Genomic DNA, 13668 nt, shown 5'->3' on the forward strand with positions numbered 1-13668 from the left:
GGTATTTATACACTGTTGTTCGGGATAGATCCAAACGCCGGGATATCTGACTTATGTTAAAATGTTTGGCTTTTAGGTCCTGGATATCTAAATACATATTCCACCCTTCTGCTACGTTCATTTCTTCCTCCTCTGCTATGATCAAAGCTGTTTTTATTTCCAGCTCAATCATAGCCTTTTTGGAGGATTGTGGTAAATACTGTTCATTCTTATTTGTTGTTTTCTGTCCAATTTAGTTTAGCGGTTACACGGGGAGCATTAAAGATCGGATTGCCATAAAAATGATTGAACAGGCGGAAGAAAACGGTACCCTCACTCCCGGAAAAACAATTATCGAGCCCACCTCCGGCAATACGGGGATAGGACTGGCCATGATAGGCGCCGTAAAAGGATATGAGGTGGAAATTGTCATGAGCGAAGCGGTCTCCGTGGAACGCCGTCAGATGATTGAAGCTTTCGGAGCCAGGACTACGCTTACGGATGCTTCCCAAGGCACGGACGGAGCCATCAGGAAAGCCCATGAGCTGTGCCTAAGCCATCCTGATAAATACTTTATGCCCAACCAGTTTTCCAATGAATACAACAAACTGGCCCATTATGAAACGACTGCCAATGAAATTTGGGAAGACACCGGCGGCCAGGTTACCCATTTCGTTTCCGCCCTGGGCACTTCCGGAACCATTATGGGAGTAGGAATGGGGCTGAAAGCCAAAAACCCCGCTATTCAGATCGTGGAAGCCCATCCTGTACAAGGCCATTACATCCAAGGCCTCAAAAATATGCAGGAGGCCATCGTCCCGGAAATCTACGACCCTTCCCAGATCGACAGAAGGGTCATGATCGAATCCGAGGATGCTTTTGCGATGGCCCGTAAGATCGTAGCGCAGGAAGGCATCTTTGTAGGTATGAGCAGCGGCGCAGCCATGATGGCTGCACTGGAATGTATCAAAGACATGGAAGAAGGCTTTGTCGTAGTAGTGTTTCCCGACCGGGGAGAAAAGTACTTAAGTATGGGTCTGTTTCAACAGCCTCCCGTTGATTAGCGAACCTTAAAAGTTCTCCGGCAGATTTCTGGGTTAATTTATTTTCGTTGAATAGGCCTGTTTTCGTTCCCGACGTTTACGATCAAGGCCAAAGCAATGGTTCCGTATGCCACGAAACTGCGGAAGTATTCGCCCAGAGCGGCATTGCGAAATAGATGCTGTCCAGCCTGGGGCGAGACGATAAACAGCGTGTGGAATAAAAAAATGCCCAGCAGCGCTTGTCTTACCTTGGCGCTCTTGATGCTTGCGCCGCCGGCCAAAAGCGCCGCGCAGGAGATTATGCCCGTGTTCAGATGAGCGGTGTAGACATCGAACATGCCGATATTCTGTAGGTATATGAATTGTCCCAGCGCCGCCAGCACAGTCGACAGGATCATAACCTTGATCCTGACCCTGTCCGTATCGATGCCTAGAACGGCGCAGGTCTCAGCGGCGGAACCCACTGCCTGAACCTGCCGGCCGAAGCGGGTATGCAAAATATAATAAATCCCCCCGGCGAACAAGAGCACTATCAGGATCATGAACAAGGGGATCTGAATTTCTCCGATGCTAAACAGCCAGAGCTTGTCGATGGTGTTTCGGTACATGCCCAGGTCAACCGTATTTCTCACTCCGATGCCTCGGGTGAGAATGATTTCCTGGTTGAAGACTGGAATGACCGTACCGAAACCCACCAGAAATATGAGCTGGTAGATGCTGTTGACAAAGAAACCGATTATGATCGTGGTGATCATTTCCTTCCCCTTGACCCGGTTCAGTATCCGGCCCAGAACATAGCCCAGCAGGACAGATAAAAATATGCCGATCACCATGACCAGCAAGATCCCCGGAACGCCTTCAATGTTGTAAGCGATCACCAGCAGTAACGAGGTCTGAATCGCCATGGCCCCCACCGTAATGGAAAAATTTAGGCCCATGCCGGCTACCACCGGGATAATTAGGGCCAGCACCAGCAGCCCGTCTCTGATAAACCTGGTGATCACCTGGTTCAAAACGAAGCTGCCGGTAAGCCCGGAAATTTGCCAGGCCAAGAAGGACAGTACCAAGAAAACGGCCGGAACGATACGTTCGTGGTTAAAATAGCAATTGAGCGGTGCTTTTGCTTTCAACGACAATCCCTCCGTGTTTCCCTTACCAACAAAGCATAAAGAATAATGCCGTAAGTAATAAAACTCCTTAGTATTTCGGTCAATTCAGGAATTAGAAGTTGGTTAGCAACGGGCACGGTCAAAAGGTATATGGACTGTAGCAGATAAGTGCCCAATACCGCCTCGAAGACAAAAGCCCTTTTGCCGGTGCTGCCGCCGATTAATATGGCAGAAATTGCTGGAAAAGCCATGGACAATGGCTCATCATAAAGCTGGATAAAGCCGTAGCTTTGTGTGTAAACGCAAATACCGACCCCGGCTATTACTGTGGAAATAATGACAGCTGTCAAGCGGGTTCTGGATATGTTTATCCCCGACAATTTTGAAAAAGCCTCGTTTTCCCCCGTGGCAATGATAGCGCGCCCGACTTTGGTGTGGAAATACCAATAAAGGAACAAACCAAGCAGCGCAAAAAAAGCGAGCAAGCCTGCCGGAATTTCCAAATCCCCTAACCTGATTACGCAGAAGTTGTCCAAAATATGATTAAAATAATTCTCCAGGCTGATTTTGGGTCTTAATCCCTGACCTCCGATGGGATAAAGCATTTCCCGGTTCTGAAAGGGCACCAGTGTCCAAAAAAAGTTCATAAATGGTATAAAGGAAAAGCCGATAAAAGTGCCGGCGATTTCTTCCCGGCCTTTAACTCGGTTTAAGATCAGTCCGTATATGAACCCTAGTGCCGCGCATATTGCCAGGCTAAACAGCAGCGCCATGCAAAAACCGTAAAACCCGGTCATCCTGAAATTCACCGCCAGGCACATGCCCAGCAGCCCACCGATGATCCCCACTGGAAGGCCAAAATTCAGCCCAACACCCGCATTCAGCATAGGGATAAGCGACATCACCAGCACGCCGTTCATGACCAGCTTCACCAGGGACTCGTTGAATAAGGTCGCCATATCCATCTGCAGCAGCCAAGCAACGGCGATCAAGACCAGTAAAAAGACGCTGATGATGAGCTGCGGCAGTTTTATCAGGTTATTAAACATCATCGTCCATCCCTGTTTCCCCTGACAGCGCCAGGGCAAAATCTACCTCCGGCGAGTCCGGAGAGAGGATTTTAAAAATCTTCCCCTGCACCATCACCGCAATCCGGTCGCATACCCGCTGCAATTCATCCAATTCGCTGGAAGCGAACACAATGGTCATATTCCGGGTGCGATTTATCTCGATCAGCATGCTCAGTATTTTCTCCCGGGCGGATATGTCCACCCCCCTGGTGGGTTCGGCCACAAACAGAAGCCGGGGCTCCGCCGTTAAAGCTCTGGCAATGCATACCTTCTGCTGGTTGCCTCCGCTTAGTTCTCTCACCTTTTGTTTAAAGGAGGCGCATTTTATGTCAAAATCCTGAACCATTTTTTCAACGTGCGGGACTGTCCGACGATGATCCAGCATGCTCAAAAAAGGGAAAAGGGATGACCGACTGAACATATTTTTAGCCTGGTTAGCAGTAAAGACGATATTGTTTTCCAGGGACTGATCCGCCAGGATGCCCAGACCCTGCCTGTCATCGGGCAATGCGTATATACCTTTGACAATATTGTCCATGGCATCCATACGGACTATTCTTTCATTGTTAAACCAGACTTCACCTGCGACCGGATACAGACCCATCATACCGTAGCCCAGGGCCAGCTTCCCATGTCCGGGCAAACTGGTCAGACCGATTATTTCACCTTCGTATACGTTCAAGTCCAGGTTTTTGATCTCTTCCCCCGGCATAGCCACGGAAAACTTCCGGAAAGTAATAAGAGGGCGTGCCTCGATTTTCCTCTTTCCGGCCGCTGCTTTTATAACGCTGTGACCGATCATATCCCGGGCAAGTTGGTTTATATGGATGTGATTCTTCTCATACCGGGCAACCAGCTCCCCGTCCCGCAGCACGCTTACCCGATCACAAACCGCCTGTATTTCTTCCAAACGGTGGGAAATAAACAGAATCCCAATCCCCCGCCCGGACATTTCCCGCAATATTTCCAATAACATCCAGCTATTGTCTTGGCTAAGAACCGCAGTGGGCTCGTCCAGAATCAGTAGCCGCAGATCAGTCCGGTCTATCTCCCGGGCAATTTCCACAAATTGCTTTAAGTTAATGGATAGATCCATGATCTTTATATCTGGATCAAGCTCAATACCGAGTTTCCTTAAGGCCTGCAACGAGCTGGCTCGGTCATGCCGGTTGTCTATATAGGAAAATTGACGACCCAGCAAACGATCCGTAAAGGCCAGGGTATGTTCACGTCCCAATTTGATATTTTCGGCCACTGTCAAATCAGGGATCAGGGCAAACTCCTGATGAACCATACCGATACCGCAGGAGATCGCCTGCGAACAGTTTTTGAACTCTATCCTGCGACCGGCAAAAGCAATTTCACCTTGATACCCGCCCGTCTCATGTATTACCGGTTGTCCGAACAAGATATTCATCAGGGTGGTTTTGCCTGAGCCGTTGGCCCCCACCAGACCGTGTATTTCCCCGGCCCTGACCGACAGGTTGACGTTTTTTAAAGCGGGAATACCATTATAGCTTTTATTCAGATGGCTGATTTGCAAAATGTTTTCCATTGCCTGCTCCATATCTCATTCAGGCAGTTCGCACAAGACAGCCTAAATGATCCGCGGGGAATATCTAATATAAAATCGTATCCATTATCATGACCGCATAATTGTCAAACTCAGACCCGTCCGCTTTGGCCTTAAATTTGCTGAAGCTAACCCCGCAGCCGAAGGTATCCTGGGCAAACTTGTTCAGGTTGTCAACCTTCTTGTAATCGAAGCCGGGATCTTCAATCATTTTCCTGGCCAGCTCGACCGCGTATTGCGGCATGAAAACCGTGGCTGGCATGGGCCATCCGCCCAGTCTGCCGGCCATGCCTTTTTCGGCAGCTTTTTTCGATATCATTCCGTTGACTTTGTCAAAATTCCAGGCGTCCGCTTCGGAAATTTCCAGGCCCAGTACCGTTGGGTACGCTTGCAAAGGCGTGGGACAACATTGTTCCGCTACCATATATTTTAATTTGAAAGCTTCATCAATGATGACATCGTACATAGGACAATTACTGCCAAATATATTTGTATCAGGCCCGTATTTACCGATCTGGCGGGGAATGTCCTCTCTCAGGAACTGTAGCATCGGTCCGGTACCATTGCCGGTCTGCGGATCAGGCGTAACCACCTCGACCCACTGCATGCCCAGTTCTTTACATGTCTTCTGCATGGCGTCTTTTCTCTGGGCAATGACTTCCTTAGCCAAATGGGTGGGGAACGAATAGTGAATCATGGTTTTGGCGCCCATGGCGTGCGCCTGGGTGGCGATGGCCTGACCTCTTTTTACCCAATCTGTATCCAGGTTGAAGTCAACGTATTTCGACATCAACGCCGGATCGTCCCAGATCGGGGCAGTCATGGTAATAATATCAGGTCTGGTTTCCTCCACCTTTTGCAGCGCCGGTAACAAGCCCGCCTGCCCGGATACCACAATAATAGCCTTCATTTGCGGATCATCCGCTAGGGAGGTAATCTGACTCAGCCCGGTTTCAATCTCGGTGGCAAAATTCTCCGGCAGGGTAATATGCTTGACCACCCCCGGGTACTGCTTGACCATCTTTTCCGCAGCTCTAAATTCATCTTCGCTGGTGGACAACGTTGGGGTCACGATGCCGATCTTGTAAATTTCAGCCTTATCCGAGGACTTCTTGCCCGAAGTAGCCTGACTCCCACAACCGCTTACACAGCCGGCCGTTAATATGACCGCCAGTAGCAATAAAATATACCTTTTCAATACAAATGCCTCCTCATCAACTTTAAATAATCTCTACTGATTTTTTCTTTTCTCCTCCTCCTGAGCTAACCTTTTCCATATTCCCCATATAAAATCAATTATATATTTATTTTTTTCATCCGTCTAATTACAAAATGTTATATATTAACAAGTTAATTTCCCTGAATTACCGCATTTTAAACGGGCAGTTAGAATTAGCGTTTAAAAAAACAGCACACATCACCTCTGTTCAAGATGATACAATTACCAGAACAAAAAACAAGGAGATGTTCAAGTGTTATCTAATCTGTCAACTCAACCCTATCACTTTCAGGGCATTGGATATCTTACCGCAAACAAAAAAAAGGGTTTCCCGACATTAACATCCTCGGCAAAGTAGCCGTGAGAAAAGTTCAATGTCAGGAAACCCTTTATTTATCAGTGTTTTGAATAGCCCTATTTCTCCACCCTTGACATCAATACCACGCACTCCACGTGGCACGAGCCGCTCGGATTGATGTCTTGGGCTGATTTTTTGCACCTTTCGTTTACGGGAACATGTCAATGGATTTTTAGCATTTTTTCTGAAAACCAACGTTCGCGGAAACATATCAATTTATTATCATAATGAACATTTTTATAAATACTCACTAGCAGTTTATTGTAAGAAAAGGAAAGTACACTGTCAAATCAGCGTACTCATAAATAAAATAGCCACTCTGTTTTTCAAAAGAAATCATCAACAAAATCATTCTTCAACCAATGCTTCTACGCTTAAACCCAATAACCCCTAACCATGTAAGTGCTGCTGCAATAACTGTTAACACAATCAGTGGTACGATTGATAGCTCATGGATTGGGATACTGTAATGGGCATAGGCAAAATATGTCCATTGCATTGCAGACCATCCAACGATTCCGACTTCCCAAAGCATTTCAATGAAGATAAATATACCCAATATAAGCCAATTGAGAATTGAACCGATACGAGGTATCCAACCGTATAGCAAAGCAGCAATGCCGATAATTGTCCAGACGGGAGGAATTTTTGAAAGACTCATACCTAACACGCGGAGAAAATGACTGAACTCTCCCGAGGCAACGCTCCATCCTAGTCCAGAAACCAAACCAAGGACAAGAAGTATTAATGCACTGCCTGCGAAAGCAACTGCCAGATAGCTTACCATCCAATTGGAACAGCTTACGGGTCTTGATAACACCATCTCGGCATAGTGCTCTTTTTCTTCCCGCCGCAGACGCTGTACCACCGTAATTGCAAAAACGGACAAGCCACCCATCAATCCCAACATGTAGATTAGAATGGCCATGAAACCTTCCTGATTTCCTAACTTTACTATAGCAGATGCCCATTCTGTATCCATATGAGCAAAGGAAGAACTGATAGCTTCGGATACATTAGGCGTACCCATACCCATAATTCCTCCAAGCCAAGCCATACCGATTGCCCAGACCAGAATACTGCCTTTTTGCTGCCGCCAGGCCAAGGCCATGGGAGAGTTGAAACGAGGAGGTGCGTCAGCCGAACCTTCTTTCCGTACGATAAGTCCGGCACCCATATCACGGCGAACAAGCAGCATATAGGAAAGCACCATCGGCAGAGCGGAGAGCACGATAAAAATCAACAATTTCCACGCATGATTTCCCCCAAAGGGAAGAGTGATACGGAACCATGCTTCGGGGGCAAACCAAGCCCAGCCGGTGTAACCGCCACCTATATTATTAAGAACCATGGCAACCATGGTCAACATATATACACCAAATACGCACCCTCTTGCGCTTCCACTGTGCTCAAAAATCTGTGAGCATAATCCGCCGATTCCGGCAAAGAAACATCCGGAGGCGGCAAGGGTCAGTCCAGCCAGTAGCGAACCGCTCCCTGCGAAGCCGTTACTCATCAAGAATACGGCAGTCAGTAAGCCAGCCAATAGACTTCCCCCACAGGAAAGAATCAGAGCTGCCGATAGATTGGCGTATCTTCCTACCGGTCTTCCAAGGATCAATTCATTTCTTCCAGATGCTTCCTCCGTACGGGTATGTCGAATCACCGTAAGCGACGCTCCGAACATAACTGTTATGATAGCCTGCAGCAGACCCCGCCACAGGATGGCACCTTCTATGCTTAAAGGAACAATAGGTCCAAGTATAGCAGAGGTAATGGGGCTTGCGGACAGTTCGTTGATAAACATCTGCCAATCCGGCATAGCTTTCGTAAAAGACACCTGACCGTTAATCAACATCAAGGCAAGCAATATCCATATAGGCAGAATAATTCTGTCTCGTCGCAGATAAAGCTTAAGCAGCTTGCCTGTACCGGCAAAATGATTTTGTTTCATGTCATTTCAACTCCTTTCCCTCAAACTTATCTCCGTAGTGACGCATGAACAGTTCTTCAAGGGTGGGAGGTTCCGCAGTAAGCGACTTGATACCCATTGGTGCAAGGGCATTCATCACTGTCTCCATAGCATTAGCATCAACCGAGAAGCGCCACTTGCCTTCTTTTTGAGATATATCGTGAACACCCTGAAGTTGGTCTAAGTTTACTGGCTTCGCAAGCTCTACGGTCACGGTTGTGCGTGTCAAATGACGCAGTTCTTCAAGAGTTCCCGATTCAACGATTTTCCCCTGCCTAATAATCCCAACCCGGTCACAGAGTGCTTCTACCTCAGCAAGAATATGGCTGGAAATAAAAACAGTTTTCCCCTGCTTCTTTGCTTCGAAAATACATTCCTGGAAAGTAAGCTCCATCAAAGGATCGAGGCCACTTGTAGGTTCGTCTAAAATCAACAGTTCCGCATCGGAAAGAAAGGCTGAGATCAAAGCCACCTTCTGACGGTTTCCTTTGGAATAATCGCGGCATTTTTTCTTCGGGTCAAGCTGAAATCTATCTAATAGTTCTTTGCGGCGTGCAGGATTTATTTTACCGTGCAAGCGGCCTAAAAAATCAATTACCTCACCGCCGGTTAAGTTAGACCACAAATTTACATCTCCCGGCACATAAGCAAGCCTCTTATGAAGAGCAACAGCATCCTGCCAAGGGTCACCACCCAGAAGTTTTACATCTCCGCCACTTTTACGCAGCATCCCTAAAAGAATTCGGATGGTTGTGGATTTTCCTGCTCCATTGGGGCCGATAAATCCATACACCTCGCCTTGTCTTACAGTCAAATCAACTCCGTGTAAAGCTTCCTGCTTGCCGTAGGACTTCGTAAGTTTTCTTGTTTCAATTACATTCATCACAATACCCTCCAATCATTTATAATAGGTTTTTCGTAACTCGTTAAGATAATCGTCAAACTCAGCACGAATTTTTTCAAAATCATAAGCGGGAGCATCGTTACTTCGAAACTGCTCAAGTATTTCACCCGCATATCCGCTTACTGCCCAGAAGATCAGTTGCTTTGCTTTCTCTACATCCAGCTCGCTGCGGAAGCGTGATGTATCTATATCACCATAAAACCGTTCAAAAATGCTGGCTTCTACCATTTTACGCCTTTTCTTCAGCTCATCCTTTACCTCATCGGAATCAGTAAAAACCACAACCCTTATAAAATCAAAAATCCACGGATATTTTTGCATTACCTGAATTTTAAGCAGACAAGTTTGCCGCAGCCGTTCAAAAATATCCTTCTCGTGCAAGTCAATCCGATCAAAATATTCTCTCTCCAGAATGTCCAAACAATAATCGTAAAGAAAGAGAAAGAAATCTTTTTTATTGTTTACATAATGGAACATTAACGGTTTCGAGATGCCAGACTCCTTAGCTATTACATTGGTCGACGCATCATCAAAACCCTTGCTGGCGAATTCCCTCAACGCTGCGTTTAAAATTGCGTTCCGCCTTTCAGGTTCTAAACTTAAAAATTTTGAAAACATTTCAATCACCTTCTTAATATTCTTTTGTCAGGTCATTTACCTATTAGGTCAATTTCATTATACACTTATTTACCTGATAGGTCAACACTCATTTGAAAAAACACCATCTCAAACCTAAAAAGAAAACCTGCCGTTTCTATAAAAATGGCAGGTTATACATATCAATATTATGACTATGCAGGAGTATAAAGACTTTTCTATTCCATCCCAACCTTCAACGCTTCACTCATTGGAATACGAGCAACTTTTTTTCTACACATTAGCTTTGCAACCTCATACGTTAGCATCACGATAACAAAACCTAAAAGCATATACCAGAAGTTAAGCTTAACAGGCAATACGACTTGCAGAGTGTCGGCGAGGGAGTTATACAGTGCTCCTACGGTTCCCAGCAAAGCAGGTATGCCAAGCAAATAACCTAATATTACAATAATTGTATTGCTGCTTAATATTAATCTGTTGATTTCCTTTTTCCTATAGCCAAATACTTTCATTAAAGAGATGTTGGCTCGGCTTTCTTCCACCACCAAGCCGGTCACAATGTATATGATAATCAGACCGACGATAAAAGCAGCGAAGATTAAGCCGTAAATCATCGGACCCATTTGGTCAATCAGGTGTCCAAAGCCTGCAACAATAGCATCTATAGATTTTGTACTCTGTACTTCTCCCTGTGGAAATGTCAGCGGTTCGTCACTCCAAATGCCGATGTAAGCATTCGTTGGTAGCCCAAACTCGGTATTAAATCGGTCTAGAGGCATAAACAAAAACTCACCGGCGTAAGTATCCGCCACTTGTTCAACGATAAACGTACGTTCTTTGCCGTCTTCGGTGTTAAATACCGTCACCCTATCGCCCGGTTTTAAATTTAACTTTTGCGCCAGCGGCAGAGTAACAATGTTTTGTTCCGGTTTGATTGGCCGTCCTGATGAGTCTTTCAGTCTTATCCTTTCCGTATCAGGTAATGTACCGACAACATAAAAGCTTGTATCATCGTTTTCCACAAGGCTCACATAGGCCGCATTAAACTGCTCGGTTCCTGTAGGCGGCACGCCGGTTTTGACCGACGTAAAAACGTATTCATATTTGAGATTGTACATCTCCTTTATGCCCTTATGGAGCATATAGTCCACAGAGCTTTTCATTGTAAAACCGTATAAAATAAGCATTGTGGCTACAACAACCCCAAACAACAGAAAGAAACTTCTGGATAAACTGCGGACCTGTTCCCTGATTTGAAATTTTGTATTAAATTTCAGTCGCTCAAGCCGCAGTTTCCGCTCGATGAGATTTATCTTCTTTTGGCTTTCTCTGCCTTTCATCAGGATTGCCGCAGGGATTCTCAATACTTTACTTATAATACCTAAAGTAACGCCACAAAGAACTGTAATTGGAAAGAGAACTGCGAATACAATCAGCCAATTATTGTATATCGTTTCCTGAACTGGCATTGGGAAAGCCGTCAGTAAAAATTTAAACATCAAGTCCGTCAGGAGTATCCCCAATACGGAACCGACCACTGCACCGATGGCAGATACTAAGAGTGGAAACATTAAATAATGGCGGCGTAAAGCCTTTCGACGATAGCCAAGTGCATAAAATGTCCCGATAAGAACCGATTCACCCTTGATCATTCGCCACATTAGCATCCCAAGTAAAACACAGGTAAGTAAAAGCATAACTAAAGGGACAGCGACGCTCACCTTGGAGAGTACACCGACTTCCATGGGCACGTAAGATACATTTATTTTTTTGTCGGTGCTCTGCCAACTGGTTATTGTTATTCCCTGGGAACGCAATTCGGTTTTTACTGCCGTTTCCTGAGTTTGAATATTATCTCTTTCGTTAAAACGAAGGGCATAAACATAATGGCGATCCGGCAAGGTATTGAATTCCGCTTTGCTGATTACACCTACGCCGAAGGTGCTGGGATCGTTCATCATAACTTCCTTTGATTCAACCACATAGATGAAATTAGGCAAAAGGCAGTAGCCCGAAACAGTAAATTCTTTACCCGCAACAGTAATGGTGTCGCCGATCCCATAACCGTTTGTTTCAGCAAATAAGCGGTTCAGCATGATTTCTGAAGCACCGGATAAAGACCCCTCTTCTACTGCGGGGATATTAACTTCATTCATCATAGCAAATACCCGTAGTTTTTGACCCGGTTTTACCTCACAATCCGCTGTACCTCCAAGTTCAACCTTCGCGTTGAATTTCTCACCGATCGCATTAGTGTCAATTTCGGTATCGACAGAGAATTCCGCATCGGATAAAACATTCTGTTCAGAAAATGTCTTAAACGCTTTTTCCAAATTAATAGACGTATTGCTCGCCATGACGAACATCATACTGCTGATCATAAGCAAAAGCATGGAGCCAATGTAACGTGCCTTATGCTCCAGCATAGATCGTATTACTTTTTTAAACAGCGCCATTACCATTCAATCCTTTCTGCTGCGACCGTCTCATCATGCCGGATGGTTTCTACGATCTCTCCGTCACGCAGCTTATAAACTTTGTTCGCCATGCCTGAGATGGCGGTATTGTGGGTGACCATCAGGATTGTCGTTCCAAAATCACTGTTTATTTTTTGCAGAAGGGAAAGCATACCGCGCGCCGTTTCATAATCCAACGCTCCGGTCGGCTCATCGCACAGCAGAAGCTTCGGATTTTTCACGATGGCTCGAGCGATAGATACGCGCTGCTGCTCTCCTCCGGAAAGCTGTTTGGGGAAGCTTCTTTTTTTCTCCTCCAGACCAACGGCCTCCAACACTGTATCTGTATTTAGCGCAGATTTTGATATGTTGGAAACCACCTCGATATTTTCCGCCACCGTCAGATTGGGAATGAGATTATAAAACTGAAAGACAAAACCAACCGAATTCCTACGGTAATCCGTCAGTGCATCGTCATCAAGAGCAGTAATCTCCACACCGTCCACATGGACACTGCCGCTGTCCGCATGGTCAACACCGCCGATAATGTTCATCAGCGTAGACTTCCCCGAACCTGACGGGCCGAGAATCACCCCGATTTCTCCTTTTTCAAGCGTAAGGCTGACACCCTTTAACACCTCGTTTTTGCTTTCGCCCATCAGATAACTTTTTTTCAGGTTTTCAACTGTAATAAACATTGTCAATTCCTCCCCATACCTTGTTTTAATAACAGAACCATGCTCTCAATCAGGCCTTTCATTTCCAAAAGCTGTTCTTCAGTAGGTTCATACTTAAAATTCTTAGCCATCTCCATAACACGCATGGTAAATTTCTCTGTTACCCCTTGAAAGAACAGCAAAAGCAATTTGTCGTCCATGTCGTCCCGAATCGTTCTTCTTTTTTTACCGTTTGCAATCAATTTAAGCTCATATTGCTCACCAACCTGTTTTAATTCCCTGCTTATTTCTTCAGCCAGACCGCCATACTTGCCTTGGGTAAAGTCAATGGCGAATGAAACCAATAAAGGTTCTTTTCTTATCATTTCAAAACGTTCGCGGCTCCCCGAAAGAAAATATTCATAGATATCCATGTCCTTAAGCGGAGTTTGCCTGTCGATCATCTTCATAAAATACTCTATCGTCCATGTCACGGAATATAAAAATAAATCTTTTTTGTCTTCGAAGTACTGATAAATGCTACCTTTAGCAACTCCTGCATTTTGCGCGATATCTTCTATTTTCGCATCTTCATAGCCTCGAGCTTGGAATTCCCCAATTGCTGCACGCATCACCCTTTCTTTTTTATCTTCGTCCAGACGGATAAAGGTTCTTTTAGGCAATGGTTACCCCTCCTGTACTATATATCGCAGATTATGACTTCATAGT

10 protein-coding genes and 1 pseudogene are annotated in these 13668 nt (G+C 45.5%); 1 reads left to right on the forward strand and 10 read right to left on the reverse strand.

Features of this window, described 5'->3' with window-relative positions; genetic code table 11:
• Positions 1-248 precede the first annotated feature (248 nt).
• Positions 249-1043 (forward strand): annotated as a pseudogene (locus AAV90_RS11140) (PLP-dependent cysteine synthase family protein); the annotation flags it as partial.
• A 38-nt stretch (positions 1044-1081) separates the two neighbouring features.
• On the opposite strand, the gene AAV90_RS11145 reads toward AAV90_RS11140, so the two are convergent.
• The 10 genes from AAV90_RS11145 to AAV90_RS11190 all read right to left on the reverse strand — a co-directional run bounded on the left by AAV90_RS11145 (position 1082) and on the right by AAV90_RS11190 (position 13622).
• Positions 1082-2152 (reverse strand): ABC transporter permease subunit, encoded by a 1071-nt coding sequence (locus AAV90_RS11145; protein WP_242847551.1) that lies wholly within the window; start codon positions 2150-2152, stop codon positions 1082-1084.
• On the reverse strand, positions 2149-3180 hold the full coding sequence (locus AAV90_RS11150; protein WP_046499092.1) for an ABC transporter permease subunit: 1032 nt from the start codon (positions 3178-3180) through the stop codon (positions 2149-2151). The genes AAV90_RS11145 and AAV90_RS11150 overlap by 4 nt, the downstream gene beginning before the upstream one ends.
• Positions 3173-4756: a sugar ABC transporter ATP-binding protein gene (locus tag AAV90_RS11155; protein ID WP_046499094.1), complete on the reverse strand. Its 1584-nt coding sequence runs from the start codon at positions 4754-4756 to the stop codon at positions 3173-3175. The genes AAV90_RS11150 and AAV90_RS11155 overlap by 8 nt, the downstream gene beginning before the upstream one ends.
• Before the next feature lie 64 nt (positions 4757-4820).
• Positions 4821-5972 (reverse strand): DUF3798 domain-containing protein, encoded by a 1152-nt coding sequence (locus AAV90_RS11160; protein ID WP_046499096.1) that lies wholly within the window; start codon positions 5970-5972, stop codon positions 4821-4823.
• Positions 5973-6706: 734 nt separating this feature from the next.
• Positions 6707-8305 (reverse strand): ABC transporter permease, encoded by a 1599-nt coding sequence (locus AAV90_RS11165; RefSeq protein ID WP_046499098.1) that lies wholly within the window; start codon positions 8303-8305, stop codon positions 6707-6709.
• A 1-nt stretch (position 8306) separates the two neighbouring features.
• Positions 8307-9206: an ABC transporter ATP-binding protein gene (locus tag AAV90_RS11170; RefSeq protein ID WP_046499100.1), complete on the reverse strand. Its 900-nt coding sequence runs from the start codon at positions 9204-9206 to the stop codon at positions 8307-8309.
• 15 nt (positions 9207-9221) lie between these two features.
• A complete protein-coding gene (locus tag AAV90_RS11175) occupies positions 9222-9845 on the reverse strand; it encodes a TetR/AcrR family transcriptional regulator (protein WP_046499102.1) in 624 nt (207 codons plus the stop codon).
• 197 nt (positions 9846-10042) lie between these two features.
• A complete protein-coding gene (locus AAV90_RS11180) occupies positions 10043-12253 on the reverse strand; it encodes an ABC transporter permease (protein WP_242847552.1) in 2211 nt (736 codons plus the stop codon).
• Positions 12254-12282: 29 nt separating this feature from the next.
• Positions 12283-12981: an ABC transporter ATP-binding protein gene (locus tag AAV90_RS11185; protein WP_046499105.1), complete on the reverse strand. Its 699-nt coding sequence runs from the start codon at positions 12979-12981 to the stop codon at positions 12283-12285.
• 2 nt (positions 12982-12983) lie between these two features.
• Complete coding sequence (locus AAV90_RS11190) at positions 12984-13622, reverse strand: TetR/AcrR family transcriptional regulator (RefSeq protein ID WP_046499107.1); 639 nt, start codon at positions 13620-13622, stop codon at positions 12984-12986.
• Positions 13623-13668: the final 46 nt, after the last annotated feature.

It is taken from the genome of Syntrophomonas zehnderi OL-4, assembly GCF_000983115.1.
Lineage (GTDB): Bacteria > Bacillota > Syntrophomonadia > Syntrophomonadales > Syntrophomonadaceae > Syntrophomonas_B > Syntrophomonas_B zehnderi.